Here is a 25,710-nt window from a genome sequence, read left to right as displayed (position 1 = left end):
CGGGCAACCTTTCGTGAGGGGTGCCGGTCAGCCGTGGGGGAGTGGGCTGCCGACGAGACGCAGGGCGAAGCCGACGAAGGTGTCGGCGACCTGTTCACGGGTGTACGGCTGGTCGGGGCCGAACCAGTTGGCGACCCGCATGCCGAGGCTGCCGATCGCGATGCCGGCGAGGGCCACGTCGGCGACGTCGAACGCGCCTGCGGTGGCGCCCCGGTCCAGCACGGACAGCATCAGTTGCCGTGCCTCCGCGCGCAGTTCGAGCGCGGGCGCGGCGCGATCCGGGGAGAGGGCGTGCAGTTCGTTGTTGGCGACCAGGGCCAGCAACGGGTAATCGGTGTGCACCAGCACCTGCGCCCGGACCAGCGCGGCGAGCTGGGCGGCCGGGTCGTCGCCGGCCTCGGCGTACGCCTGGCGCAGGCGTTGCCGTAGTTCTTCGTGACCGAGCCGGATCAGCTCGGCCAGCAGGTGCTCCTTGCTCGGATAGTGCGCGTAGAGGGTGGCCGAGTTGATGCCGACGGCCCGGGCGATGTCCCGGATCGAGGCGCCGAAGAAGCCGTACTCGGCGAAGAGCTTCAGCGCCGCCTGGAGGATGCGCCCCCGGGTGCCCGGCGGGGTGACACCCTCGGGCAGGTCGGCGGCGACGGCGGTGAGCCGACGGGGTTCCCAGGCGATGTGCGTCACCGGGCGGCGCTCCTTCGAGGCATCCAACCGAACGATTGGTTGACACCGTAGTGCACCGCGCGGATAGTGACCACCATCACTTTTCCAACCGAACGATCGGTAGCCACCCCCGCCCAGCAGAGGAGCACGGTCATGCCCGATCCGGTTCCCGCGCGGCGCCGCCCCACCCGGGCCCGCCGCGTCGCCGCCACCGTCCTCGCCGTCCTGCTCGCCCTGGTGGCGGCCCCCGCCGCCCCCGCCCACGCCGCGACCGGCAGCTACTTCGCCGGCGTCTACACCAGCCTCGCCGGCGCCCGCGACTACCACGGCTACGTGCCCTCGACCTACCGGTCCGGCACGCCGATGCCGCTGCTGGTCGCGCTGCACGGCTGCACCGAGAACGACGTCGGCTTCGACCTGCTCACCGGGCTGAGCGCGCTCGCCGAACGACGCGGCTTCCTGGTCGTCTTCCCCGACCAGACCGCCCTCGCCAACCCGGCCAAGTGCTGGAACTGGCCGCTGACCGTCAACCAGCACCGCGGCCTGGGCGAGCCATCGATCATCGCCGGCATCACCAACCTGATGCGCTCCCGCTACACCGTGGATGCTGCCCGGGTGTACGTCACCGGCGTCTCCGCCGGCGCGGTGCTGTCCACCATCATGGCGGTCACCTACCCCGACCTGTACGCCGCCGCGGCCATCGTCGCCGGCTGCGAGTACGAGTGCGACCTGCTCCGGTTCCGTACGCCCGATCAGGCCGGCCTCGACGCGTACCGGGAGATGGGCAGCCGCGCCCGACCGGTGCCTGTGCTGATCTTCCAGGGCACCGCCGACCTGGTGGTGCCCCCGGTCACCGCCGACCGGATCGTCGGGCAGTGGGCGCAGACCGACGACCTGGCCATCGACGGGCGGGACAACGACGACGTCTCCGCCACCCCCAGCCTTGTCCAACGCGGCCAGGTCCCTGGCGGTCGCACCTACACCCGCTCGATCCATCGCGGCCCGGACGGCACCGTGCTGATCGAGAAGTACCTGATCGACGGGGCCGGGCACGCCTACCCGGGCGGCTGCTCGTGCAGCCTCTACGGCGACCCGTCCGGCCCGGACGCCAGCGGCCTGAGCTGGGACTTCTTCCTCGCCCACCCGCGCCGCTGACGGTCGCCTCGCGGCCGGGCCGCCGCCCGGCCGCGAGCGGGGCGGCCATTCGCACGCACCGCAAAACCTGATCCCCAAGACGTGATTTGAACTTCGTAACGGGTACAGTGGTGCGGTGCAAAACGGAGTGCAGGCGCAGGTGCCGGTGCTGTACGTCGCGGACGCCGACGCCGCGAAACGGTTCTACGAGGTCTTCGGCTACTCCGAGCTGCGCAACGGCGGCGACGGAGAATCCCGCTGGTCATACCTGCGGTGCGGGGAACTGGCCCTGCTGCTGGCCGCGGTGACCCCGCGCCTGATCACCGTCGAGCTGCCCCTGCTCCTCTACCTCTACGTGGACGACCTCACCGCCACGATCGGCCGCCTGACCGCCGCCGGGTACGCCGTCGAGCGGACCGGACATCCCGAGCACGCCCCCGGCGGCGAGTGCCGCACCACCGACCCCGACGGCAACGTGGTCGTCTTCGGGCAGCGCCGGGCCGTACCCGAGCAGGCCCGCGGCCCGCAGGACGGCCAGGCGGCCCGGTTCTCGCTGATCCAGGAGGCCGCCAAGCAGGTCAGCCGGCGCGGCGGCGCGCCGGCCCGCTGCCAGATCGGCGGCCCGCGCGGCGAGACGTGTTCCGAGCCGGCCGAGGTGAAACTCGCCGACTCGTGGGGCGACACGGTGTGGGGCTGCCTGGCACACGCCGACGAGACCCTGCTCATGGCGCGCGGCGCGTTCCTGGCCACCGAGGACCGGCTCGGGCTGGGCACCTTCCTGCGTAATCGGCGGGCGACCCCGGCGACCCGGACCGGCGCCGGGCGGCGTCAGCCCCGATCGTCCTGACCCGACTCCGGCCCGGCCCCTTCGGCTGACCTCGCCCTCGGCGCGCGCTCCGACGAGTCTCCGGCGGGGCCGGCCGCCTGCTGCGGAACGATGGGGATGGCGCTGAACGGCTCGAAGATCCGGTCGAAGCGCCGCCGGTCCCGCAGGAGTTCCGCACTCCACTCGGCGGCGGCCCGCTGCTCCGTGGCCATGTGCCGCCGCGCCCGGGTCAGCTCCTCGGTGATCGCCGCTGCCTCCTCACCGCCGGCGGGATCGTCGACCAGCTCGTTCAGGAGCGCCACCCACCGCCGGTTCAGCTCCTCCGCGTACCGGGCCCGGGACAGGTACAGCTCGTACTCGCACTCCAACTCGATCAGGCGGTCCCAGTGTGGCTGCAGCGCCTCCCGTACCCGATCGTCGTGCTGCACCGACCACACCTCCGGCCGGCACTCGACCTCCAGGCCGGCGGGTCCGTAAGTCCACGGGGGCTCCGCGTCCAGCGCCGCCTGCAGCGCCACCGCCAGATCACCCGCCCGGTGCGGGGCGACCTCGCGCGCCCGGTCCCCGGCGAGGCGCCGCAACCGCTGGATCACCGCGGGCCGGAACTGGCCCGCGCGCCAGGCCAGTGCCTCCTGCCGCAGGCCGGTCGCCGACCAGGTGAGGACGGGACGGACGGTGAAGGAGAAAACATGTCCCTTCGCGGGTACGCGGATCGGGCCGTACATCTCCCGGTGTTCGAGCCGGAGCCCCACGTCGGGCGCGGGAGACAGGACGTCTCCGTCCGCCGCCGCCCACAGCTTCTGCAGCAGCGGCAGCAGGCCGGCCCACAACATACGCAGGGCGCCCTGCACACGGGGGCCGGCGGCGCGGGCCAGCTTCCGCCCCCGGTCGGTCCACCGTGGCCACCGGCTCGGCGAGGGCACCTGCCCGCCCGGCGCGTCGGTCATCTGAACCCCCCTCAGCACCGTCAGCCGGTGCCAGCGCCCGGCTCGCTGATGGCTGGTCGAGGGGTGTCGCGCTGTCGGCGCGAACCAGCCGATACCTGTCGATGGTGACGAACCTCAACCCACGCTAACAAGACGGACCCCCGCCCGCCCGCAGCCGCGCTCAGCCCGATGGCTTGCGGCGCGTCGGGTTGGTCGTCCGCTTCCTGGCCGACCGCCGGAGCACCGTCGGTGTGCCGGGTCGCCGCCGGACCGATGGGATGCGGCAGACTGTGCGGTGTGAGTCCAGTGAGTCGTAATCGGCGTCGCAACATCAAAAAACGCACGGTCCGGAGCGGCGCGCCGCTCGTCGTGGTCGGCGCCCCCGAGGAGGAGTGCGACTGCCCGTACTGCGCCGGAGAGCAGCCGGTGCCGGACATCGCCGAGCTGATCCCGACGGCGCTCGACATCGACGCCATGGCGGATTCGGTCGAGCTGGAGCTCGTCGCCGCGACGCTGGTGGCGATCGGGGCCAACCTCGGCGACGACTTCGACGTGGCGCTGCGGGAACTGTTCGTGCCGACGTTCGAGGCGCAGGCCAGCCCGGAGGCGCGAGCCATGCTGGCCGCCCTCGCCTCGATCTGCGACGGCGAGACCCGCCATAACGCGACCGCGGCGGCTCGCCGACTCGCCGACGCCGGTGTCGGCGCGCCACCCTGGCTCGCCGAGCTGGACGCTCCGGTCACCGTGCAGGAGTGCATCCGCTTCGCCGACCCGGAGGGGTACCCGTTCCTACTGGTCGGCCGGTTTCAGCGGGCCGGCCGGTCGCACGTCATCGGCGTTGCCCTGGACGACTGCGACTGCGGCGGCGCCGGTGAGATCCTGTGGCTCGACGCGGACGACTGGCCGGACGCGCGCGAGGCGCTCCTGTCCGACCTGCGCGCCGGTGGCGTCGAGGTGACCGCGGAGACGCTGGCGCCGGCGGACTTCCGCCAAGCCGTGGAGGGCGCGCTGGACGCCCGCGCCGAGCACGACCGCTTCGACCCCGAGTCGCGCGACGAACCCGTCGATGAGGAGGGCCCCGGTTACCCCGCACTGGCCCTGCTGCTGCGCAGCCGGCTCCGGACGCTGCCCGCGCCTCGGCAACGGCAGCGAGGCCAACTGCAGGGCGGCGAACTGGACGTCGCGTCGATCTTCTCGCTGCGCGACCTGATGCGCCCGGCCGGGCGGGGCGACGCCGTGCCGGCCCAGCGTCGCCCCGCCAGCCTGCCCCCGAAGCGCAAGAAGTCCGCCGGCCCGGCACCCATCTACCAGATCAAGGTGGGCTTGCGCGGTGCCCGCCCGCCGATCTGGCGGCGGCTCGAGGTGCCGGCCGACGTCAGCCTGGCCCGGCTGCACGAGCTGATCCAGTCGGCCTTCGACTGGGACGACAGCCACCTGCACGTCTTCGAGACCGCGTACGGCAGCTTCGGCCGCCCCAACGCGGAGCTGGGCCACCGGGCCGAGTCGCGGGTCACCCTCGAACAGGTCGCCCCCGCCGCTGGGGACAAGCTGCGTTACACGTACGACTTCGGCGACGACTGGGAACACGACATCGTCGTGGAGAAGGTCCTCGACCGGGACGCGTCGGTGGCGTACCCGCGCTGTGTCGGCGGGCGGCGGGCCGCGCCGCCGGAGGACTGCGGCGGCGTCAGGGGGTACGCGGAGCTGGTGGAGGTCCTCGCCGACCCGACCCACCCGGAGCACGGTGACCGGCTGGACTGGCTGGGCCTGGACAGCCCGGCTGATTTCGACCCGGCCCGCTTCGACGCCAAGGCGGTGACCGAAACCCTTCAGCGGCGCTAGTTCCCGCTGAGCGACGTCCGGTCTGGCCCCGCCCCACGCTCCGCCTGATCTTTGGCGGCTGGGTGGTGCGACACGCCGACGGCTGCGCAGCTAAGGCGTCAACGATCACGGCTCGCCATAGCAGAGCGGCGGCGGGCCGTGGGGGTTGTTCACAGCGGGGGTGGGTGTCCACAGGTGGGGCATTCGTGGTTGCCGGCCCGCCGGCCAGGGCGACACGGTCGCAGGCGTGAATCCTGTGCTGACGGAGCTGGTGACGAGAAGTGGCGGGCTGGTGATCCGGGCGGCAGCCGTGCAGGTGGTTCCCGAGTCGACCTTGCGATGGGCGTGCCGCAGTGGGGAGCTGGTGCGGGTGCTGCCCGAGGTGTTCGCGGCGGCGTACCTGTTGGACAGCCGACGGGGAACCGGCCCTGCCCTCAGCCAACTCGACCCCGCACAGGGGCGCCGCGCGGCTCTTGCCTGGGCCGACGGCCGCGGTGCGCTCAGTCATCTCAGCGCCCTCGCAGTCTGGGGGCTGCACCGGCAGGAGGTTGGCGACCTGCTGCACCTGAACGTACCGGCCGGCGTGGGCATCCGCAGCCGGCCCGGGGTGGTCGTGCACCGACAGCAGGGCTTCATGCTTGAGCCGCCGCACGTCGTGGTTCGGCAGGGCATGGCGGTGACCCGCCTCGAGCAGACTCTCGTCGACTCCTGGCCCACGCTGCCGCCCGATGAGCGGCGGGTGCCGGTCATCGGGGCGGTCAACGGCCGGCTGACCACGCCGGAGCGGCTGGCGGCGGCCCTGGGGAGCGCGCCGAAGCTGGACGATCGGGCGGCGTTCCGGACGCTGCTCACGAGGCTGGCCGAGGGCTGCCGCAGCCCGCTGGAGATCTGGGGACACGAGCACGTCTTCACCGGTCCGGGGATGCCGGTGTTTCAACGGCAGGCGCCGATCCGGCTCGGCTCGCGTACGGTCTATCTCGACCTTTATGCCGAGCCGGAACGCGTCAACATCGAACTCGACGGCGCCATTACCCACGGCGACCCCCGCCAACGCGAGATCGACCTGCGTCGTGACGCACAGCTGGCCGCCCGCGGCATCCTGGTCGTCCACTTCGCCCGCCGTCGGCTGGTGCACGAGGTCGAGGACGTACGCCAAGAAACCCTCGCCATCCTGGCCACTCGCCGTGCCCGCACTGTCGTTCCCCGAAGGCTGGCCTGAGCACGACTCACCCCGGGCTGATGTCGATGCCGGTGAACGCGTCGCCGTAGGTCTTGATGTCGACGGTCCGGCCGGCAAGCGGACCGGATCGGAAAATGCCCCAACAGTAACTTGCGTTCCTAACTTAGTTTGCTAAGGTGTATCCATGAACCACACCAAGAACCTCGGCCTGGAGCTGCACACGCTGGTGTCCCGCCTGGAGCGTGCCGGCGATCGGATCCTGCGCAGCGAGCACGGCCTGTCGTACCGGCGGTTCATGGTCCTGGTCATGGTCGGCGAGTTGGGTGTGTCCACCCAGCGGGCGCTGGCCGACAGCCTGGCGGTGACCGAGCCGTCGGTGAGCCGGATGGTCGCTGCCCTGGCCGAGACCGGGCTGCTCACCGTGGTGCCCGATCCCGCCGGCGGCAACCGGCGACAGATCGCCCTCACCGACGCCGGCCGGGCGCTGGTCGACCGTGCCGGTTCGCAGCTGATTCAGCGGCTCACCGAGCTGGTCGAGTCCAGCGGCGTGCCGTTCGACACCTACTTCGCCCACACCCGGCGGTTGAACGCCGCCCTCGACGGCGGCGGCACCCGGCCCGCCCGCCGCGACACCCACGACTACCGTTAGGAGTCCACCATGACCGCCGTGCCTGCCGCGCTCGACGCGCGGACCGTCCGCTCCGCCGACGGCACCACCATCAGCTACCACACCAGCGGAACCGGCCCGGGGATCCTGCTCGTGCCCGGCGCGCTCAACGACGCCGACGACTACGCCGCGCTGGCCGCCGCGCTCGCGCCCCACTTCACCGTGCACACCGTCAACCGGCGCGGGCGCGGCGGCAGCGGCCCGCAGGGCCCCGACTACGGCATCCTGACCGAGTGTGACGACCTCGCCGCGGTACGCGCCGCCACCGGCGCCCGATACGTCTTCGGCCACAGCTACGGTGGGCTGGTGGCGCTGGAGGCGGCCCGGCGTGACCAGGGCATCGCCAAGCTGGCAGTGTACGAGCCCGGTGTCAGCGTCCAGGGTCTGATCCCGATGGACTGGATCCCGCAATACCGCCGGTATCTCGCGCAGGGCCGCCCGATCGACGCGTTCGCCACGTTCGCCATCGGCACCGGTCCGGCAGCGGCGCGCCGTAACCCCAGGTGGCTCATGTCCGCGATCCTGCGCCTGGCGTTCCGCGGCGAACAGCGAGCGAAGGTAGTCCAACTGCTCGAGGCGAACCTGCACGAGCACGAGGAGATCGGCCGGCTCGACGACAGCTACGCCAATTATCGCGAGGTGTCCGCGGACGTCCTGCTGATGGCGGGTGGCAAGAGCAACCTGCCGCACGTGGCCCCGGCCTTCGACCGGCTCACCGACGTACTACCTTCCGCGCGGGTCCACACGTTCCCCAAGCTGGACCACGTCGGGCCGCACCACAAGGGCCCAGTCGAAGTGGCTGAGGCGGTTACCGCGTTCCTGCTCAGCTGAGCTGGGCAGGCCGTCGACCGTCGGACGAGACACGGCTCGACCGGTTGGCGTTCGGTGCCGGCGGGCCGGCGGCGGTTGCCGGGCGCAGGCCGGCGAGTTGGACGTAGATTTCGCGTTTGGCGGTGGCGGTGCCGCGCTGGTTGATCACGTAGCCGGTGAGCCAGATCCAGCCGTGGTAGGTCGGGCGGTCGCAGACGGAGACGACGCGGAAGGTGAGGGCGCGGTCGCCGGCGAACTGCACGGAGGCGTCGCCGTCGACCCTCAGCAGGTTGCCGGGTTCCGGCCGCGCAGTCACCAGTGGCCCTCGTTCGGTGGGCGGCACTCGCGGGCGTGCATGGTCTGCCAGTCGCGCAGGGCCCGCTTGAGCCGGTCGTTCTCCTCGGTGAGCAGGCGAATCTGCCGGTGCAGGTCGGTCAGCTCGTCGGCGAGCTGGGCTTGGAATTCGCGTACCTGATCGGGGTCGACGCCTCGGCGGCGCGGGTCGAACGTGCGGGTCCGTACCTCGTGCGGGGTCAACCGGTTCGGGAGGCCGGTGCCGTAGAGCTGGCCGGATCGATACACCTGGGCCACGACGGATCCTTTCCGGGGCAGGCGGAAGGGCGGGCCGTCCGCACGCCGGCCGCGGCCGGCAGGCGGACGGCCCCGCCGCCGCAGCCTGAATTCAGCGGTACGACAGCGGAGCAGTCCGATGGGTCGGGACGGGCACGCGCACCCGCCCCGACCAGGGGGATGAGCCGAACTCGTTGCCACGCGAGGACGACCTGGACCCAACTTAACTAGGGAACACAGGGAAGTCAAAGAACATTGTTTAGGTATTCGAGCTGTGATCGAATTCGGGTGCCACGCGAGGAGTGACATGCCCGAATCAGCCGAATATCTCCGCATCGCCGACGATGTGATCGCCGACGTCAGGTCGGGGAAGCTCAAGCCAGGCGACCGGCTGCCGTCGGTCGCGCAGACCCGCGAGGACTATGGCGTCAGCTATGGGACCGTGCAGTTGGCATACGTCCGCCTCGAAGCCCTGCGGGTCATCCGGCGTCAGCAGGGCAAGGGCGTCTTCGTCACCGACCCGAAGACCTGGATGCGGGAGCCCTGAGCCTGCCCTGAGCGTCCTGGCGTGACTTTTCGTCGCCGTAGCGGGCTCGCCTGCGGGCGGGCGGGCGGTGCCGGTGCCGGGCACTTGCGGTGGTGAAAATTGGTGGGAGCCGTCCGGTTCCCGGCTGCGTCGAAGTGGCATGACCAAATTTCGAGGTAGGTGGGTAGCGGTCGTTCCGCTGCTCCTGCTCACCGCTGCCTGCGCCCAGCAGGTCGGACCCAGCGCCGCGGACAGTGCTGGCGCAGCCTTCTACCCCGCCGACGTGCCGGTGGTCCGGATCGGCTACACGGGTGGCTACGTGTCGCCCGTCGTGACGGCCACCCGACTCCCCGGCGTCAGCGTCTACGGCGACGGCCGGGTGATCAGCGAGGGGCCGGTCCTCTTGATCTATCCCGGCCCGGCCCTGCCCAACATCCAGGTCGGGAAGATCGGCGCCGCCGAGGTGGCGAAGCTGGTCGAGCAGGCCCGCGCCGCCGGGGTGGGCACCGCCGTCGATCTGGGCACCCCGTCGATCACCGACCTCGCCACGACCCGGTTCACCATTCGCGGCCCGGTCGGCATCGAAGAGTTGGAGGTCTACGCCCTCAACGAGGCGACCGGCCCCGACTCCGGCCTGACCGCCGAGCAGCGGGCCGCCCGCGACAAGCTGCGCGCCTTCGCCGAGAAACTGACCAACCTGACGGGCACCACGACGCAGCCGTACCAGCCGACCGCCATTGCGGCCGTCGCCCAGCCGTGGGCCGCCAACGAGGCAGATCAGAAGCAGGCCGAGGTGCCCTGGCCCGGCCCCGCGCTGCCCGGCGCCAGCCTCGGTGACGGCCTCGAACTGGGCTGCGTGACGGTCACCGGTGCGGCCGTACAGCAGGTGATCGACGCCGCCACCAAGGCCAACGCGGCAACCCCGTGGACCTCCGGCGGGAAGCGCTGGACGGTCACCCTCCGGCCGTTGCTGCCCGACGAGACCGACTGCGGGAGCCTCTCCGCCGGCCGCTGACCAGACCGGGTGGTCGGCCTGTTCGCGGGCCGACCGCACCGTGCCACGCGAGGAGTGCCATGCGAGAAGAGCCGGACTACTGGCGCATCCGGACGGTGCAGATGGCCTATGCCCGGCTGGAAGCTCTCCGGGCGTCAGCAGGGCAAGGAATCTTCGCCACCGATGCCAAGACCTGGATGAGGGAGCCTTGACCGTTCAGGGGTAGCAGGAAGATCGACTGTGCTGCACGCTGATGGACGTGAAGACCTTCGTCGGCGTTACGGACGAGAAGTGGTACCGGTTTCTGGCCGCGCGTCCCGGCCTGACCGAGGTCAACTTCTGGCGGCCCTCCGGTGGAAGCTTCCGCGCGCTCACTCCTGGTGAGCCCTTCTTCTTCAAGGCGCACTACCCGCTCAACCGGATCGTCGGCGGTGGCTTCTTCAGCGGTTTCACCCAGTTGAGAATTTCCGAGGCGTGGGAGTTGTTCGGCGAGGCCAATGGTGTCGCCAGCCTCGATGAGATGCGCCGCAGCGTCGGCCGTTACCGCAAGCAGCCGATCGAACCCGAGGAAGATCCGATCATCGGCTGCATCTTCGTCCGCGACAGCGTCTTCTTCCCGGAAGACTCGACTGCCGACCCACCTCCGGGCTTCGCGTCCAACGTGGTGCAGGGCAAGACGTACGATCTCGCCGATCCGGCGGCAGCCGGGTACTTCGACCTTTTGCTGCACCGCCTCCTAGGAGTGGCCGTCGAGTTGGACCTCGGCGAGCCCTGGCATCGGCCCGGTTCGGTGTACGGTGATCCGCGGCTCGTGCCGCAGCGCTTGGGCCAGCAGTCATTCAAGGCAGTGGTGCTGGGTGCCTACGGGCGGCGGTGCGCCATCACGGGCAACAAGGTCCAGCCGGTGCTGCAGGCGGCTCACATCCGGCCGCTTCCCAAAGGCGGGGAGCACCGCATCGACAACGGCCTGCTGCTCAAGTCTGACGTGCACATCCTCTTCGACCGGGGCTACCTGGGCGTGGATCCCAAGTACCGGTTGATGGTCAGCCCTCGTCTGCGCAGCGAATTCGGCAACGGTGACCAGTTCTACGCGAAGGCCGGCACAGTCATCGCGTTGCCGGATCGGCGAGTCGATCGGCCCAACGTCGAGTTCCTCGAGTGGCACCTTGACACCGTCTTCAAAGCTGCATGACTGGTGCAGCCACTGCCAGCATTGAAGGGCCCACTCGACATGTCCGTTACCCGCGAGCAGGAGGACGGCTGGGCCGACGACCGTCTGCACCTCACAGCGCAGAGCTTCGCTGTTTACCCTTTCCCCGCGTCAGGAGTCGACGATGGATTACGAGATTCACCTGATCAGTGACGACGATGGCCTGGCCGTCATCGGTGACCCGGCGGCGGTCGAACGCTTCCTCGTTTCTGAAGGGCTGTCGTCGAAGGACCTCGGACTGCATCGGCTCGGACCTGCCCTCAGTGCCGGGGCCGCAGCCGCACAGGCAGGTTCCGAGATCGCCGCCAACTCGGGTCGCTGGATGAAATTGACCGAGGAGTCCGCGAAGATCGCGGAAAAGTTCCCGATGGTCACGAACTCGGTCTCCGGCAACGCCCATGCCACGCTGAGGGCAGAGAACGGCCAATTCGTCAAGAATCTCCAGTTCGTCAAGGGATCGCCTCTGACCAACCCGGCGCTTCTGGCTGGTGCTGCGGGGATCATGGCGCAGCTTGCGATGCAACAGACCATGAAAGAGATCACCGACTATCTCGCCACGATCGACGAGAAGGTCGACGATGTTCTCCGCGCCCAGGAAGACGCTGTGCTGGCGGACATGATCGGGGTGGGATTCGTCATCGAGGAGGCCATGACCATCCGGGAGCAGGTGGGCCGGGTCTCCGAGGTCACGTGGTCGAAGGTGCAGGGCACGTCGATGACGATCGCCCGAACCCAGGCGTACGCGTTGCGTCAGCTCGACGCGCTCGCGGAGAAGTTGGAGCACAAGACCGCGATCGGTGATCTCGCCAAGGCGGCCAAGGAAGCGGAGTCCAAGGTTCAGGAGTGGCTCGTTGTCCTGGCTCGCTGCTTTCAACTGCAGGACGCGATCGCCGTCCTTGAGCTCGACCGGGTGCTGGACGCGTCTCCAGGGGAGTTGGACGGGCATCGCCTCGGGCTGAAGGCTGCCAGGAAGAACCGGCTGGAACTCATCTCGCGGTGCACCGAGCACCTGATGGATCGCATGGCTGCGGCTGCGGGCACGGCCAACAGCAAGGTGCTGCTGCATCCGATGGACTCCCCGGCTGTGGTGCAGTCGAGCAACCATGTCTCGACCGCCATCGTCGACTTCCACGGGCGGCTCGGGATCGAGCGCGCGAGCCAGTCATCGGAGGCGAGACGATGGGCGGACGCGGCCATGGAGGTGAGGGACAAGGCGCTCGAGACAGGAGCAGACGGCGTTGGCGCCGCCGTGCGCCTCGGCAACGAGACCTTCGGCCGGGCCAAATCGGTGACGGGCAAGCTCTTCAGCCGGTTCGCCGAGTGAGCGCTCCGTCGCCGCGGGACGACGTTGTGCACGAGCGCGCGCTGGCGACGGAGGCAGACGGGTCCCGGGCTACCTGAGTTGATACGCCGCGCCGACGAGGGGCGTGACGGCTTCTACCGCGCCGCTCGCGGCAGTCTGGGGTGACACCGCCAGCTGAGGCGGTGCTCGCCGAGGCCGTACGGCTCGTCTAACTGACCTGAACCTCGGCCGCCCGGCCAGCTCGGTCAACGGGCCGGGGTGTGCGGCGGGGCGAGCGCCCGCGGGACCAACCGCCACGCGAAGACGTTGGACAGGGCGATCGCGGCCAGCACCACCGCGACGATCATGGCGACCACGATCGGTGGCAGCCGGAGCGCCGCCGGGGCCAGCGCGGCGAGCAGGAGAACCCCGATTGGCCGGGACCAGGAGACGCGGCTGAAGGCCACGTAGTCGAGCATGCTCCGCCCGATCAGAAAGAGCACGGGACCACCGAAGATGACCGTGACCGAGGCCCACGTGGAGTGCCCGGTGGGGTGCGCGATGATCAGCGTGTCGCCCACGGCGCTGAGGCTGACGCCGATCACCATGACCAGGTGCGCGTACGCCGCGAGTTCGCCAACGCGGGCGGGAGCCGACGCCGAGCCGATGGCGGCGCGCAGCAGTGCCCCCGCCCGGTAGTAGTAGAGCTGCCAGAGCAGCACCGTGATGAAGAACGACACCAGCAATGCCGCCGTCCGGTCCCGCTGGAAGCCGTACGGGCTGAACTGGACGCCAGAAGCCAGCACCGCCTCGCCGAGCGCGATGATGAGCAGTTGGCGGCAGCGCTCGGTCAGATGCTCCTCCGAGATCGGCTGACCCCGGAGCCCCGCGCGGCCGAGCCGTGGTGTCGGGAAGTCGAGCAGCCCTCCGCCGTAGTCGATGATGATCGCCCCGGTCCACAGGGCCAGCCGCGGGCCGTCTCGGGCGAAGGTCCCGGCAATCCACGGCACCGCCGACATGGCTGTCCAGAAGAGGATGCGGATGTTGACGAGTGGCGGGTAACCGTTCTTGCCGCCGAGCAGCAGGAGCCAGAGCTGGCGGAGCGCCTGGACGGCGACGTAGACCCCGGCGAAGACCGCACCGCTCTCGGTGAGCGCCGCCGCGGGCACCGCGGCCGACATCAGCAGGCTGCCGAGCATGGTCAGGATGACCATGAGCTGAATGGCTGGTCGGTCCGGGTCGTACCTGTTGGTCGTCCACACCATTCGGTACCAGAGCCACCACATGGCCAGCATCAGCACCAGCGTCGTCCAGGAGTTCAGCAGGGTGAAGTCCTCGACCAGGCGTTCGGAGAACCGGGTGAACGCGAAGACGAACGCCACGTCGAAGAACAGCTCGACGAAGCCCACATGCTGCCGGCTACCCACCGTCGTGGCCGAGCCACCCGAGCTGGCCACGCTGGATCACCCGCCTTGCCCATTTTCTAGCGATATTCTTTCCGGCATCAGCCACCACTCGTGCTACGGCTGCTTCGGGTCGATCAGCACCTTGGTGTGCTTGCTGCGGCCTGAATCGAGTTCCTCGAGGATGTCCTGCAGCGATGACAGGCCGAAGGTGCCGGTGTGTAGTGGCACCACGTCGATCCGGCCTGCGGCGATCCCGTGCATGGCGCCAACGAAGTCCTCGTGGTGGTAGGCGAGGGACCCGATCACCGTCAGTTCGCGGCTCTGCCAGTCGCCGTAGCTGACGCTCGAGTTTTCCAGCGGATAGCCGAGCAATGCGAGCGTCCCGCCCCGGCGCACCAGCTCCGCCGACGGCTGCAACAGCGATGGAACGCCGGTGCACTCGTAGACCACGTCGGCACCCAGGCCGCGCGTGAGCTCGTCCAGCACGGTACGGAGTTCGGCAGGCTCGACCACGTGGGGGAACCCCAGCTTGGTGGCCAGGGCGCGGCGGGCCGGCGAGGGCTCGGAGATGATCATCGGGCCGGCTCCGGCGTTACGCGCGTTCTGGGCGGTGAGCAGCCCGATCGGGCCGGCGCCCTGGACCACGGTGATCGCGCCGTACTCGGCCGCCACCCGCCGCACCGCGTGGAAGGTGACTGCGGTTGGCTCCACCAGCGCCGCCTCCACCTCGGAAAGGCCCTCGGGGACCGGGATCACCCGCCGTGCCGAGACCTGCACCCGCGTGGCGAAGGCGCCGTAGGCCGGCGCGTCGGCGTCGACCCCGTTGGCCTCGGCGAACACGGTGTCGCAGTTGCGGGTGTGCCCGGCGACGCACTGGGGGCAGCGGCCGCAGGCCGGCCCCACGCCACCGACTACCCGCTGGCCGACCTGCAGCCCTTCGACGCCGTCGCCCAGTGCCGAGATCGAGCCGGTCCACTCGTGTCCGAAGACCGCCGGCGGCAGCATGTGCCCGTCGGTGTAGCCGTGGATGTCGGTGCCGCAGATCCCCGTATAGGCGATGTCGACCACCACGTGGCCCGGCCCCGGCTTGGTCACGGCGACCTCGCCCTCGCGGAGCGCGCGTGGACCGGCGACGGCGAGATAGCGGTCGACAGGCATGCGGATCCCTTCCTCGGCGCCTGCCCACAGTCTTCCACTCGGCGAGCGTCGCCTCGACGGGTTCGCGAATCGCCGCCGCAGGACTGGCGTGGCTGACCCACCCCTTGCGGCATATCGACGACAGTGACTAGATTGACCGTTGGGTGTCGCCCTTATGGCGGCTGCACGTCGAGCCCGAGCCGGGCATTCCGTACGCGCCGTCGCGCGCGTCGGCACGCGAGGTCCCCGCACGTTCGTGCCGTCGGTCACCGACCGGCGGTTCGTCGAGAGGACCCCGATGAGGATCTCCCGCGCCCGTCTCACCCCGTTCGTCGCAGCTGCGGTCACTCTGGTCGCCGCCGCCGCCGCCGTCGTCACCCCGCTGGCCGCCGGCCCGGCCACTGCCGCTCAGGGCTGCCGGATCGACTACCAGCCGAACGAGTGGCCCGGCGGCTTCACCGCCACCGTCCGCGTCGCCCCGGGCGACACGTCGCTGAACGGCTGGACGGTCACCTGGACGTACCCCGGTGATCAGCGGATCACCAGCGGCTGGAACGCCGTGGTCAGTCAGTCCGGCAAGACCGTCACCGCCCGCAACGCGGACTGGAACGGAAACGTGCCGGCGGGCGGCGCCACCGAGTTCGGCGTGCAGGGCACTGTCGGCCCGGCCGCGCCGCCCCCGACCGGCTTCGCCCTGAACGGCGTACCGTGCAACGGCGCCACGCCGCCCCCGACCACCGCCCCGCCGACCACCACCGCCCCGCCGACCACCACCGCTCCGCCGTCGACGGCGCCCCCGACCGGTACGCCGCCGGCCGGCTGCGGCGGCGCGGTGCTCTGCGACGGTTTCGAGAACCAGACCGGATCAACCCCGACCGGTGACTGGACGGTGGTCCAGCCGGACTGCGCCGGGGCCGGCGTCGCCGCCGTGGACACCACCACGGCGCACAGCGGCTCCCGGTCGATCCGAATCAACGGCGCGGGTGGCTACTGCAACCACGTCTTCATCCGGGCCAACCGGGACCTCAGCACGCTCGGACAGGTTCGCTACGGCCGGCTCTGGGTCCGGCACACCACCGCGCTCCCCGTCGACCACGTGACGCTGCTCGCGATGAACGATGCCGCGGACGGCAACCGGGACCTTCGGATGGGCGGCCAGAACCGGGCCCTCCAGTGGAACCGGGCCTCCGACGACGCCACGCTGCCGGAGCAGAGCCCGGCCGGGGTGGCGCTGAGCGTGCCGCTGCCCACCGGTCGCTGGTCCTGCGTGGAGTTCATGGTGGACGGGAACGCCGGCCAGTTGCGCACTTGGCTGGACGGCGTCGCGGTCGCCGGTCTTACCGCCGACGGCGTACCGACCCACGATATCGACGGGCAGTGGTACAACCGCACCTGGCGGCCCCGGCTCACCGACCTCAAGCTCGGCTGGGAGAGCTACGGCGGGGCGGCCGACACCCTCTGGTTCGATGACGTGGCGCTCGGCGTTGCCCGGATCGGCTGCTGACCATCCCGGGCCGGGTGTCCCGCGTCGGGCGCCCGGCCCGTGACCGTCAGCCGCGCGACAAGCGCTTGACCAGCCGTACCGTCGTCCCCTCCGGGGTGCCGACGACGGTCGCCTCGTCCATCAGCCGCGCCATGATCAGCCGCCCTCGGCCCCGGTCCGCGTCGAGCCCGTTCGCGCTCGCCCGCCAGCCGCCGTGGTCGCGTACCTCGATCTCCAGCCGGTCGTTCCGCAGCTCGGCGCGGAGGGTGAAGCTCTCGCCGACGGCGAATCGGTAGCCATGTTCGATGGCGTTCGCGCACGCCTCCCCGGTGGCGATGAGCACCGCCTCGACGTCCCGCTCGGCCACGCCGGAAGCGTGCAGCCAGCCGCGCAGGCGCTCCCGGGTGGGCGCGAGCTGGCCCGGGTCGGCCGGCACGGCGGTGGTGAAGATGCTCGCGGCGCCGCCGATGGGCGGTGCGGTGGTGGCTGTGCCGTTCTCCACGTTCGGCCCCCGTCCCGCGCACGTCCGGCGGGCCTGGCCGATCGCTGGCGCTGTCACCGCCCCCATCCTCGCCCCATTGTCCCCGGTGAGACCGTTGTTCATTCCTCGATCCGAGGGTTCGTCCCGCTCGGGTGAACCGAGACTGAGGGTGCTCCAGCTTGATCGGCGCGTGCCGGGTTGTCGGAAGCTGGGCTGCCTCGGGGGGATTCGGCCCGGCCGCGGGTGACAATCGGCGGATGGACCGGGTGTTGAATGTGCTGGCGGTGCTGCCACCGGCCCTGGTCCTGGCCCTGGTCTTCCTGCTTCCGGCGTTGGAGGCGTCGACCTTCGTCGGGCTGGTCGTGCCCGGGGAGATCGCGGTGCTGGTCGGCGGCGTGGTCGCCAACCAGGGGCGGCTGCCGCTGTGGGCCGTGGTGGTGGCCGCGATCGCCGGGGCGGCGCTCGGCGACCAGGTCGGCTATCTGATCGGCCGCCGGTATGGCCCTCGGTTGCTCGACCGGGTGCCCCGCCGGCTCGTCCGCTCGGCCGACGTACGCCGGGGATTGGATCTGATCCGCCGCCGGGGCGTCCTCGCGGTGGTGCTGGGCCGTTGGGTGGCGGCGCTGCGCACACTGGTGCCCGGCCTGGCAGGGATGAGCGGCATGACGCACGGCGCCTTCACGATCGCGAACGTGACCGGCGGCGCGGTCTGGGCGGTGGCGGTGGCGGTGGCGGGATACCTGTTCGGGGCGTCGTACCGGCTGCTGGAACGGCGGCTCAGCTGGATCAGCGAGGCACTGCTGGCCCTCGTGGTGCTGCTGGTGCTGATTCGGGTGATCCGGGCCCGCCGGGGCGCCCGCCGCGAGAAGCAGGCTGCCCCTCGCGAATAGGGGAAACGCGGCCGGGGGTGCCGAACATGCGCTAGAGTCCGCCTTGTCCATCGTCCTTTCGGTTGAGCTGGCAGTGGCGTTTGGTCTATGGTGTCTGGCACGAATGGATCCTGGAAGGGCGCCGTTCTCCCTCAGGAGAGGAAGGGCAACATGACCACGACGACCATCGCGCCGACGACGACCACCGAGGTGCACCGCTCGGCGGTGACCGCCGAAGAGACCCGGGCCAGCGAGCTGATCGCCGCACTGTCCGCGCTGCCCGACGGGCACCCGGACCGGCCGGCCCTGCGAAACCAGGTCATCGAGGCCTGGCTGCCGCTGGCCAACCACCTCGCCGCGCGCTACGGCGGCCGCGGCGAACCGGCCGGCGACCTGGCCCAGACGGCGGCGCTCGGCCTGATCAAGGCGGTGGACCGGTTCGATGCCTCCCGCGGCGTCGACTTCGCCGGCTTCGCCATCCCGACCATTCTCGGCGAGATCAAGCGGCACTTCCGCGACCGCACCTGGAGCATCCGGGTTCCCCGGCGCCTTCAGGAGTTGCGGCTGCGCATCTCTGAGGCGAACGGCAGCCTCACCCAGGCGCTCAACCGGGCGCCCACGGTCGCCGACATCGCGGCCCACCTCGACCTCACCGAGGAAGAGGTCCTCGAAGGTCTGGAAGGCGCCCGCGCCTACAACGCCGTCTCGCTGTCCACCCCGATCGGCGACGGCGACAGCGCCACCGAGCTGGGCGACACCCTCGGCACGGAGGACAACGAGTACGAGCTGGCGGAGCTGCGGGCCTCGCTCGGCCCGGCGCTGGCCACGCTCGACGAGCGGGAGCAGAAAATTCTCACCCTGCGCTTCTACGGCAACCTGACGCAAAGTGAGATCGCCGCCCGGGTCGGCGTGTCCCAGATGCATGTCTCCCGGCTGCTCGCCCGCGCGCTCACCACACTGCGCGGACAGCTCGCCGAGGTGTGATCCGCCGCAGGTGGGCACCGCTCACCACCGCGCCGGCGCCGGCGGCGGCACGACCGGCGGCCGGTCGTCGCAGGTGATGGTGTTGGGCAACAGCCAGGGGACGAGCCACCCGCCGTCGTTGCCGCCGAGATCGGTCACGGTGAACTCCGAGCCGGCCGGGGTGAAGTGGAACGAGCCGCAGTTGTTGACCCCGACCGCCCCCACGTTGCGGGCGTCCACGTTGGCGAAGGACGCGGAGCCGGACGCGCGGGCGCTCACCACCGAGGTGCCGGTCCCGTCGATCCGGATGTCGCGGAAGTGCACGTTGCTGATCGCGTGCAGGTCTTTGACCGGCCAGTCGCTGACCAGCATGATCGCGTTGTACGTGTTGTCGAGGAAGGCGTCGCCGACCACCTGGGTGTCGGCGTCGATGCTGCCGTCCAGGGCGTAGAACCAGATCGCCCCGAGGCCGATGTTCCAGTTCAGCTCGTAGCCGCCGGCGCGGACGGTGGTGTTGTCGGTGATCCACAGGTGACCGGTGAACGGCTCGGCGCCGAACCGGGAGCCGACCTGGATGGCACTGCCCTCGCGGACCGGGTCGGCGACCAGGTTGTTGGAGATCGTGTTGTCGGTGCCGCCGTACAGGGCGATGCCGTTGGCCAGCACCGGTGACTGCACGGTGTTGTGGTCGAAGGTGTTGTGCGCGTTCGCGCTCTGCTCCGACCACATGGCCAAGCCGTCGTCGCCGGTGTTGCGGACGAAGGTGTGCGAGACGGAGGAGCGGGTGACGCCGGTGTGGAAGTTGACCCCGTCGGCGATCTGGTCGGCGATGACGGTGTTGGTGATCCGCACGTCGGTCATCGGCCCGTCGAACCACATCCCGACTTTGGTGTGGTGCAGGTACAGGCCGTCGATGGTGGAGTGGTTCAACGCCCCGCCGATGGCGTTGACCTGGTCGGTGTCGACGCGTTCCCGCACGTCGCCCTCGATCGCGAAGTCGGCCAGGTGCACGTTGCTGCTGCCGCCGTCCGCCGCGTCCCGGCCGTAGAAGCCGACGCCGGTGTGCACCGAGCCGTCGGGGGTCGGGGTACGCAGGGCGACCTCGCGCCCCCGGACGACGGTGTACCAGCTGCCGGCCCCTGCGATGGTCACGTCGTCGACGACGAGGTGCCGGTTCACCTGGTACGTCCCGGGCGGCAGGTAGAGCGTGCGGTGTGCCCGGCGGGCGTACGCCACGGCCCGGTCGAAGGCGTCGGCCGACTCCCGCCGTCCGGTCGGGTCGGCGCCGAAGGCGAGCACGTTCACCGCGCCCGGCACCACCCGAGGCGGGGCGACGAGGTGCGCGTCGAGCAGATCGACGACGGTCCACGCGGCGCCGCCGCGAGCCGGGGCGGTCAGCCGGACCGTCTCGCCGGCCCGGTAGGTGTGGCCCAACAGCAGGCGCTGCTCGTCATAGAAGTGATGCGGGCGGAAGGGTTTGGTGATGGTCGGCGACGGGGTGGTGTCGGCCGGCACGCAGGAGCACTCGGTGATCCACCAGTCGGGGTGCAGCAGCCCGGCGTCAGGATCGTTGGAGAACGGGTACTGGTTGTAGAGCCAGGCGTACTGGGAGGTCAGGGTCATGGTCCGGGTGGGGCCGGGGCCGACCGTGACGTGCAGGGGCGCGGTGCTGCCGCCGCCGCGCGGCGAGTCGGGGATGCTGTAGCGGACGGTGATCGCGTTGGTCGCCCGGGGCAGGGTGAACTCGACGTACTGGCCGGGGGCGAGCCGGACCGCGCGACGTCCGGAGGCCTCCCCGGCCAGGGTGTAGGCGGCCCGGTCCGGCCCGATCACGGCGCCGGTCGTCCGGGCGTGCTCCGCCTCCAGCTCGACGAAGTCGACGGCCGCGCCCCGGCCGGTGACCAGCGCCGGATCGAGGCCGGCGCGGGTGACCACCGGGGCCGGGGCGGTTCGGCCCGCCGCGGTGGCGCTTGCGCCGGGCACGGCGAGGGCGACGGTCGTGGCGGCTACGACGAGCTGGGCGAGGGGGCGGCGCGGGCGCCGGCCCGCCATGGCTGCGGACACGCTCCGGTGCATCGGCTTACCCACTCTCTGGGAGACGGGGGAGGGGATCGTGGCGTCGGCGCGGCGTGCTCATGTTATTCCTGACCGCTGTCGATATTCAAGCGGCTCTTTGCTCAAATCTTTCAGGCACTTCTGACCAGTACGATGGCGGCCGTGACGAAACGGTTGACGGAGGTGGCCCGCAAGGCGGGCGTCAGCGAGGCGACCGTGAGCCGGGTGCTCAACGGCCGCGGCGGCGTGTCCGAGGCGACCCGGACCGCCGTGCTGACCGCGCTCGACGTGCTCGGCTACGAGCGCCCCACCAAGCTGCGCGGCGAGCGGGCCCGGCTGGTCGGACTGGTCCTGCCGGAGCTGCAGAACCCGATCTTCCCGGCGCTCGCCGAGGTGGTGACCGGCTCCCTGGCGCAACGCGGCTTCACCCCCGCGCTCTGCGCCCGCACCATCGGCGGGGTGTCCGAGTCGGACTACGTCGAGATGCTCCTCGACCACCAGGTCTCCGGGGTCATCTTCGCCGGCGGGTCCTACGCGCTCGCCGACGCCTCGCACGAGCACTACCGGCGGCTCACCGACCGGGGGCTGCCGGTGGTGCTGGTCAACGCCGGCGTGGACGCACTCGGGTTCCCCCGGGTGTCCACCGACGACGCGGTCGCCGTCGAGCAGGCGTACGGGCACCTGCGCTCGCTGGGGCACGACCGGATCGGCATGGTGCTCGGCCCGGACGGGCACGTGCCGTCCCGGCGCAAGCTGGAGGCGATGGTCCGGGCCGCGGGCTGGGCCGGCGAGCTGGAACACGTCGAGCGCTCCAGCTTCTCCATGGAGGGGGCGCGCGTCGCCGCGACCAAGTTGGTCGAGCGCGGCGTGACCGGCATCATCTGCGCCAGCGATGTGCTGGCCCTGGGCACGATCCGGGCCGCCCGGCGGCTGGGTCGTGCGGTGCCGACCGACGTGTCGGTGGTGGGTTTCGACGACTCCGCGTTCATGACCTGCACCGACCCGCCGTTGACCACGGTGCGGCAGCCGATCGAGACGATGGGGCAGGCCGCGGTGGACTTGCTGGTCACGCAGATCGAGGGGGCCGGCGTGCTGCACGACGAGTTGCTGTTCGAGCCCGAGCTGGTGGTACGGGGTTCCACCGCTCCGGCCCCCAACCGCTGACCCGGCTCGCTCCGGCCGTCGACCGCTGTTCGCGGTCGACGGCCTTTTCGTCGTTGCCGGCTCACCAGCAGCTCACCCGACAGTCGCGATCTTCCGCCAAGCAGTCGGATCCTTTCATTCACATATCGAAACCTTGCTGTAATCGGTTTGCCTGATTACAGTGACTCCACTCACACCTGGTCATGGAGACACCCGTTCCCGAAGGGATGGACAGATGTCCGTACCGCAGTACCGGAAGGCTGTGGCGTTAGCGCTCATGGCCGGCCTGGGGCTCAGCCTCACGGCCTGCTCCACGAAGAGCGACGACGCGACGAAGGATGCCAGCGGCAAGGTCACCATCACCGTCGACTGTCAACCGGTCGGCGCCCAGAAAGAGCTGTTGCAGAACTGGAACGAGGACGTGGCCGAGTTCCAGCGGCAGAACCACGACATCACCATCAAGAGCGTCAGCGTCGGTGAGCAGTGCAACAACCCGCCGGACTTCACCGCCCGCCTCGCCGGCGGCACCGTCACCGACGTGTTCTACGGATACATGACCGATCTCCAGCAGGTGCTCGACTCCGGTCAGGCGATGGACATCACCTCGTACGCCAACAAGGACACGGTCCCCACCTGGGACAGCGTCGACCCGGCACTCAAGGAGGTTTTCACCGACGGCGGCAAGCTCTACGCCGTCCCGGTGAAGAACTACTCGATGGGCCTGGTCTACAACAAGGTCCTGTTCCAGCAGGCCGGGCTCGACGTGAACAACCCACCCAAGACCTGGGCCGAGGTCCGGGACGCCGCCAAGAAGATCTCCGCGCTCGGCAACGGCATCGCCGGCTACGCGGAGTACAGCGCCGGCAACACCGGCGGCTGGCACTTCACCTCCCTGCTCTACTCACAGGGCGGCCAGGTGCTGACCCCGGACGGCAAGAAGGCGGACTTCAACAACGCGATGGGCAAGCAGGTCCTGCAGAACCTCAAGGACATGCGGTACGGCGACAACAGCATGGGCGCCCGCCAACTGCTCCAGTGGGGCGACCTGCTCACCAACGCCGGCGCGGGCAAGGTCGGCATGTTCATCGGCGCGCCGGACACCACCCAGGCGATCGTCAGCCAGTTCCAGGGCAAGTTCCAGGACTGGGCGATGGGCCCGCTGCCCGGCCAGGACGGCCCGGCGAAGGGGACGCTCGGTGGCGGCGAGGGCTACTTCTTCAAGAAGGGCCTGACCCCGGATCAGGTCAAAGCCGGTCTGAAGTGGATCGCGTACCAGAAGCTGACGCCGGGCAAGGGCCAGTTCGACTACGCCCGGGCCAAGCCACAGAACTACCCGGTGGGCCTTCCCCAGCCGCTACTCTTCACCAACGGCAGCGACGCGCAGAAGCAGGAACTCGAGCTGCGTAAGGCGAACGCGAACATCGACACCGCCAACTTCGCGGTATTCGAGGCGAACCCGGTCCCGATCAAGGGCGAGCCGCGTAACGCACAGGCGATCTACGCGGTGCTCGACGCCGCGATGTCCGGGGTGCTGACCAACCCGAACGCCAACATCGACGCGCTGCTCAAGACGGCCGAGGACAAGGTCAACCAACTCCTGTCGGCCGAAGGCTGACCCGACGGGGTGGGGGCCGGCCCCCGGCCGCCACCCCGCGCCGTCACCGTCCGGCCACCGACTTCCGCAGGAGTTGTCTTGGCGATCACCACCGCCCCGGGCACCACCGGAAAACCGGGTCGCCCCGCGCCGCCGTACCCGGCCGGGTCTCGGCACGCCAGCCTCGGCCGCAAGCTACGGGACAACCTCACCGGGCACGCGTTCCTGCTCGGCGCGCTGCTCTGCTTCGTCGTCTTCTCCTGGTACCCGATGATTCGCGGCGTCGTGATGAGCTTCCAGCGCACCCGGCGCGGCGAGACCACCTGGGTCGGCTGGGACAACTACGCCCGCATCATTCACGAGCCCAGCTTCTGGGCCGCCTGGAAGAACACCTTCTACTTCACGGTTCTCGCGCTCGTCCTCGGGTACGCGGTGCCGTTCCTCGTGGCGATCCTGCTCAACGAGTTCCGCCACGCCCAGGGGTACCTGCGGATCCTGGTCTACCTGCCGGTGATGCTGCCCCCGGCGTCGGCGCTCTTCCTGTTCAAGTTCTACGCGTACGACCCCAGCGACGCGGGACTGTTCAACGCGATCCTCAGGGCGCTGCACCTACCGACGTCGGAGTGGATGCAGTCGCCCGGAATGACGATGCCGGCGATGGTGATCGCGTCGACCTGGATGAACATGGGCGGCGCGGTGCTGATCTACCTGGCGGCGCTGCAGAACATCCCCGGCGACCTCTACGAGGCGGCCGAGCTCGACGGCGCCGGGATCTGGCGGCGGATCGCGCACGTGACGATCCCGCAGACCCGGTTGATCCTCGCGCTCATGGCGATGCTGCAGATCGTGGCCACGATGCAGCTGTTCATCGAGCCACTGATCCTCGCCAACGGCGCGGGCGCGGAGGACTCCGCGACCTCGGTGGCGTACCTCATCTACCAGCACGGGTTCTTCCAGAACGACCTCAACGGTGCCGCGGCGCTCGGCGTGATCATGCTCGTGGCGCTGGCCGGCTTCTCCGCCGTCTACGTGCGGCTGACCTCGCGACAGGACTAGGACGGCGAGACATGGCGCAGGACTCCGGCAACCGGACACTGATCTCACCCGCCCAGCTCCGGCGGGGACGCGGCAGGACCATCTACTGGACGCTGCTCGCCGTCGTCGTGCTGGTGTTCACGCTCATCTTCCTCGGGCCGCTCTACTGGATGGTCACCGGCGCGCTCAAGTCCGGCCAGGAGATCGCGCAGACCCCGCCATCGCTGTATCCGAAGGATCCGCAGCCGCGCAACTACGTCGATGCGTGGACCAACCTGGACCTCGCCAAACTGCTGTTCAACACGTTCTACTACGCGGCCGGGGCGCTGATCTTCCAACTCGTCCTCGACACCGCTGCGGCGTACGCCCTGTCGAAGCTTCGACCGGTGTTCGGCAACGTGATCCTCGGGATGATGCTGGCGACGCTGATGATCCCGGCGATGGTCCTCATCGTCCCGCAGTACGTGACCGTGATCGACTTGCCGATCCTGCACCTCAACCTGCTCGATTCGCCGTTCGCGATCTGGCTGCCCCTGGTCGCGAACGCGTTCAACATCTTCCTGCTGAAACGCTTCTTCGACTCGATCCCCGAGGAGCTGATGTCCGCGGCCGTCATGGACGGGGCCACGCCGCTGCGCACCCTGTGGTCGATCATCCTGCCGATGTCGCGCCCCATCCTCGGCGTGGTCTCGATCTTCGCCGTGACGGCGGTCTGGAAGGACTTCCTCTGGCCGAAGCTGGTCATGCCGTCGCCGGAGACCCGGACCGTCAGCGTCGGCATCTACGCCTTCTCCGGCGGCACCCCGATGAACGTGGTGATCGCCGCCTCGGTCATCGCGGCGATCCCGACCGTCATCCTCTTCCTGATCTTTCAGCGGAACATCATGTCCGGCCTGACCACGGGCGGCCTCAAGGGATAGCCCCGACGCAGAAAGCAG

Annotated in this window: 25 protein-coding genes; 17 read left to right on the top strand and 8 right to left on the bottom strand. The window is 70.2% G+C overall.

From position 1 onward, the window contains the following. Window positions 1–27: 27 nt before the first annotated feature. Complete coding sequence (locus ABZ671_RS07620) at window positions 28–681, bottom strand: TetR/AcrR family transcriptional regulator (RefSeq protein WP_357852873.1); 654 nt, start codon at window positions 679–681, stop codon at window positions 28–30. Between the two features lie 132 nt (window positions 682–813). On the opposite strand from ABZ671_RS07620, the gene ABZ671_RS07615 reads away from it, so the two are divergent. Next, complete coding sequence (locus tag ABZ671_RS07615; RefSeq protein ID WP_357852870.1) at window positions 814–1,815, top strand: PHB depolymerase family esterase; 1,002 nt, start codon at window positions 814–816, stop codon at window positions 1,813–1,815. 115 nt (window positions 1,816–1,930) lie between these two features. Then, window positions 1,931–2,641, top strand: coding sequence for a VOC family protein (locus ABZ671_RS07610; RefSeq protein WP_357852867.1), 711 nt, complete (start codon window positions 1,931–1,933; stop codon window positions 2,639–2,641). Here the strand turns inward: ABZ671_RS07610 and ABZ671_RS07605 are convergent. Then, window positions 2,623–3,567 (bottom strand): hypothetical protein, encoded by a 945-nt coding sequence (locus ABZ671_RS07605; protein WP_357852864.1) that lies wholly within the window; start codon window positions 3,565–3,567, stop codon window positions 2,623–2,625. The genes ABZ671_RS07610 and ABZ671_RS07605 overlap by 19 nt on opposite strands. Window positions 3,568–3,843: 276 nt before the next feature. Here ABZ671_RS07605 and ABZ671_RS07600 point away from each other — a divergent pair, with 276 nt between their 5' ends. From ABZ671_RS07600 to ABZ671_RS07585, 4 genes are all read left to right on the top strand, one after another. Beyond that, the gene (locus tag ABZ671_RS07600) at window positions 3,844–5,388 is read left to right on the top strand and encodes a plasmid pRiA4b ORF-3 family protein (RefSeq protein WP_357852861.1); all 1,545 of its coding nucleotides are present in this window, start codon (window positions 3,844–3,846) and stop codon (window positions 5,386–5,388) included. Between the two features lie 226 nt (window positions 5,389–5,614). Then, complete coding sequence (locus ABZ671_RS07595; protein ID WP_357852858.1) at window positions 5,615–6,586, top strand: DUF559 domain-containing protein; 972 nt, start codon at window positions 5,615–5,617, stop codon at window positions 6,584–6,586. Between the two features lie 145 nt (window positions 6,587–6,731). Continuing rightward, a complete protein-coding gene (locus ABZ671_RS07590) occupies window positions 6,732–7,196 on the top strand; it encodes a MarR family transcriptional regulator (RefSeq protein WP_357852856.1) in 465 nt (154 codons plus the stop codon). A gap of 9 nt (window positions 7,197–7,205) precedes the next feature. Continuing rightward, complete coding sequence (locus ABZ671_RS07585) at window positions 7,206–8,045, top strand: alpha/beta hydrolase (protein WP_357852854.1); 840 nt, start codon at window positions 7,206–7,208, stop codon at window positions 8,043–8,045. On the opposite strand, the gene ABZ671_RS07580 is transcribed toward ABZ671_RS07585, so the two are convergent. Both ABZ671_RS07580 and ABZ671_RS07575 read right to left on the bottom strand, forming a co-directional pair. Next, window positions 8,038–8,340, bottom strand: a complete 303-nt coding sequence (locus ABZ671_RS07580; protein ID WP_357852851.1) for a hypothetical protein — start codon at window positions 8,338–8,340, stop codon at window positions 8,038–8,040. The two genes, ABZ671_RS07585 and ABZ671_RS07580, sit on opposite strands and share 8 nt — an antisense overlap. Then, complete coding sequence (locus ABZ671_RS07575; RefSeq protein WP_357852847.1) at window positions 8,337–8,615, bottom strand: DivIVA domain-containing protein; 279 nt, start codon at window positions 8,613–8,615, stop codon at window positions 8,337–8,339. Before ABZ671_RS07575 ends, ABZ671_RS07580 begins: the two co-directional genes overlap by 4 nt. A gap of 286 nt (window positions 8,616–8,901) precedes the next feature. Between ABZ671_RS07575 and ABZ671_RS07570 the strand changes: the two genes are divergently transcribed. From ABZ671_RS07570 to ABZ671_RS07555, 4 genes are all read left to right on the top strand, one after another. Continuing rightward, the gene (locus ABZ671_RS07570) at window positions 8,902–9,141 is read left to right on the top strand and encodes a winged helix-turn-helix domain-containing protein (RefSeq protein ID WP_357852844.1); all 240 of its coding nucleotides are present in this window, start codon (window positions 8,902–8,904) and stop codon (window positions 9,139–9,141) included. Between the two features lie 139 nt (window positions 9,142–9,280). Next, a complete protein-coding gene (locus ABZ671_RS07565; protein ID WP_357852841.1) occupies window positions 9,281–10,135 on the top strand; it encodes a hypothetical protein in 855 nt (284 codons plus the stop codon). Between the two features lie 238 nt (window positions 10,136–10,373). Beyond that, on the top strand, window positions 10,374–11,306 hold the full coding sequence (locus ABZ671_RS07560; protein ID WP_357852839.1) for an HNH endonuclease: 933 nt from the start codon (window positions 10,374–10,376) through the stop codon (window positions 11,304–11,306). A 142-nt stretch (window positions 11,307–11,448) separates the two neighbouring features. After that, the gene (locus ABZ671_RS07555) at window positions 11,449–12,648 is read left to right on the top strand and encodes a hypothetical protein (RefSeq protein WP_357852836.1); all 1,200 of its coding nucleotides are present in this window, start codon (window positions 11,449–11,451) and stop codon (window positions 12,646–12,648) included. Between the two features lie 224 nt (window positions 12,649–12,872). Here the strand turns inward: ABZ671_RS07555 and ABZ671_RS07550 are convergent, their stop codons facing one another. Both ABZ671_RS07550 and ABZ671_RS07545 read right to left on the bottom strand, forming a co-directional pair. Beyond that, window positions 12,873–14,063: a low temperature requirement protein A gene (locus ABZ671_RS07550; protein WP_357852833.1), complete on the bottom strand. Its 1,191-nt coding sequence runs from the start codon at window positions 14,061–14,063 to the stop codon at window positions 12,873–12,875. Between the two features lie 63 nt (window positions 14,064–14,126). Further along, a complete protein-coding gene (locus tag ABZ671_RS07545; protein WP_357852830.1) occupies window positions 14,127–15,170 on the bottom strand; it encodes a zinc-binding dehydrogenase in 1,044 nt (347 codons plus the stop codon). 277 nt (window positions 15,171–15,447) lie between these two features. Between ABZ671_RS07545 and ABZ671_RS07540 the strand changes: the two genes are divergently transcribed. Beyond that, window positions 15,448–16,653 carry a cellulose-binding domain-containing protein gene (locus ABZ671_RS07540; protein WP_357852827.1) on the top strand — a complete coding sequence of 402 codons (1,206 nt, stop codon included), beginning with the start codon at window positions 15,448–15,450 and terminating at the stop codon, window positions 16,651–16,653. A gap of 46 nt (window positions 16,654–16,699) precedes the next feature. Here the strand turns inward: ABZ671_RS07540 and ABZ671_RS07535 are convergent, their stop codons facing one another. Next, on the bottom strand, window positions 16,700–17,191 hold the full coding sequence (locus ABZ671_RS07535) for an ATP-binding protein (protein WP_357852824.1): 492 nt from the start codon (window positions 17,189–17,191) through the stop codon (window positions 16,700–16,702). A 179-nt stretch (window positions 17,192–17,370) separates the two neighbouring features. On the opposite strand from ABZ671_RS07535, the gene ABZ671_RS07530 reads away from it, so the two are divergent. Together ABZ671_RS07530 and ABZ671_RS07525 are read left to right on the top strand one after the other, a co-directional pair. Then, window positions 17,371–18,003, top strand: a complete 633-nt coding sequence (locus ABZ671_RS07530; RefSeq protein ID WP_357852821.1) for a DedA family protein — start codon at window positions 17,371–17,373, stop codon at window positions 18,001–18,003. A 150-nt stretch (window positions 18,004–18,153) separates the two neighbouring features. Beyond that, window positions 18,154–18,966 carry a SigB/SigF/SigG family RNA polymerase sigma factor gene (locus tag ABZ671_RS07525; RefSeq protein WP_357852818.1) on the top strand — a complete coding sequence of 271 codons (813 nt, stop codon included), beginning with the start codon at window positions 18,154–18,156 and terminating at the stop codon, window positions 18,964–18,966. Window positions 18,967–18,987: 21 nt separating this feature from the next. On the opposite strand, the gene ABZ671_RS07520 is transcribed toward ABZ671_RS07525, so the two are convergent. Further along, window positions 18,988–21,021, bottom strand: a complete 2,034-nt coding sequence (locus ABZ671_RS07520; protein ID WP_357852815.1) for a glycosyl hydrolase family 28-related protein — start codon at window positions 21,019–21,021, stop codon at window positions 18,988–18,990. A 141-nt stretch (window positions 21,022–21,162) separates the two neighbouring features. Here ABZ671_RS07520 and ABZ671_RS07515 point away from each other — a divergent pair, with 141 nt between their 5' ends. The 4 genes from ABZ671_RS07515 (at window position 21,163) to ABZ671_RS07500 (ending at window position 25,692) form a co-directional block, all read left to right on the top strand. Next, window positions 21,163–22,164: a LacI family DNA-binding transcriptional regulator gene (locus ABZ671_RS07515; protein WP_357852811.1), complete on the top strand. Its 1,002-nt coding sequence runs from the start codon at window positions 21,163–21,165 to the stop codon at window positions 22,162–22,164. A 214-nt stretch (window positions 22,165–22,378) separates the two neighbouring features. Continuing rightward, window positions 22,379–23,758, top strand: coding sequence for an extracellular solute-binding protein (locus ABZ671_RS07510; RefSeq protein ID WP_357852808.1), 1,380 nt, complete (start codon window positions 22,379–22,381; stop codon window positions 23,756–23,758). Between the two features lie 78 nt (window positions 23,759–23,836). Further along, window positions 23,837–24,793, top strand: a complete 957-nt coding sequence (locus ABZ671_RS07505) for a sugar ABC transporter permease (RefSeq protein ID WP_357852805.1) — start codon at window positions 23,837–23,839, stop codon at window positions 24,791–24,793. A gap of 11 nt (window positions 24,794–24,804) precedes the next feature. Further along, on the top strand, window positions 24,805–25,692 hold the full coding sequence (locus ABZ671_RS07500) for a carbohydrate ABC transporter permease (protein WP_357852803.1): 888 nt from the start codon (window positions 24,805–24,807) through the stop codon (window positions 25,690–25,692). Window positions 25,693–25,710 lie beyond the last annotated feature (18 nt).

The sequence above is a fragment of the Micromonospora sp. NPDC006766 genome, from assembly GCF_040636055.1.
Classification (GTDB): domain Bacteria; phylum Actinomycetota; class Actinomycetes; order Mycobacteriales; family Micromonosporaceae; genus Micromonospora.
This window is presented reverse-complemented; position numbering and strand designations above follow the sequence as displayed.

Excerpts from the sequence above, each read along its gene's own strand:
- ABZ671_RS07545 (WP_357852830.1), bottom strand. The coding sequence starts at position 15,170 with ATGCCTGTCGACCGCTATCTCGCCGTCGCCGGTCCACGCGCGCTCCGC.
- ABZ671_RS07555 (WP_357852836.1), top strand. The coding sequence starts at position 11,449 with ATGGATTACGAGATTCACCTGATCAGTGACGACGATGGCCTGGCCGTC.
- ABZ671_RS07500 (WP_357852803.1), top strand. The coding sequence starts at position 24,805 with ATGGCGCAGGACTCCGGCAACCGGACACTGATCTCACCCGCCCAGCTC.
- ABZ671_RS07510 (WP_357852808.1), top strand. The coding sequence starts at position 22,379 with ATGTCCGTACCGCAGTACCGGAAGGCTGTGGCGTTAGCGCTCATGGCC.
- ABZ671_RS07540 (WP_357852827.1), top strand. The coding sequence starts at position 15,448 with ATGAGGATCTCCCGCGCCCGTCTCACCCCGTTCGTCGCAGCTGCGGTC.
- ABZ671_RS07530 (WP_357852821.1), top strand. The coding sequence starts at position 17,371 with ATGGACCGGGTGTTGAATGTGCTGGCGGTGCTGCCACCGGCCCTGGTC.
- ABZ671_RS07570 (WP_357852844.1), top strand. The coding sequence starts at position 8,902 with ATGCCCGAATCAGCCGAATATCTCCGCATCGCCGACGATGTGATCGCC.
- ABZ671_RS07590 (WP_357852856.1), top strand. The coding sequence starts at position 6,732 with ATGAACCACACCAAGAACCTCGGCCTGGAGCTGCACACGCTGGTGTCC.
- ABZ671_RS07605 (WP_357852864.1), bottom strand. The coding sequence starts at position 3,567 with ATGACCGACGCGCCGGGCGGGCAGGTGCCCTCGCCGAGCCGGTGGCCA.
- ABZ671_RS07520 (WP_357852815.1), bottom strand. The coding sequence starts at position 21,021 with ATGCACCGGAGCGTGTCCGCAGCCATGGCGGGCCGGCGCCCGCGCCGC.
- ABZ671_RS07565 (WP_357852841.1), top strand. The coding sequence starts at position 9,281 with ATGACCAAATTTCGAGGTAGGTGGGTAGCGGTCGTTCCGCTGCTCCTG.
- ABZ671_RS07615 (WP_357852870.1), top strand. The coding sequence starts at position 814 with ATGCCCGATCCGGTTCCCGCGCGGCGCCGCCCCACCCGGGCCCGCCGC.
- ABZ671_RS07525 (WP_357852818.1), top strand. The coding sequence starts at position 18,154 with ATGACCACGACGACCATCGCGCCGACGACGACCACCGAGGTGCACCGC.
- ABZ671_RS07585 (WP_357852854.1), top strand. The coding sequence starts at position 7,206 with ATGACCGCCGTGCCTGCCGCGCTCGACGCGCGGACCGTCCGCTCCGCC.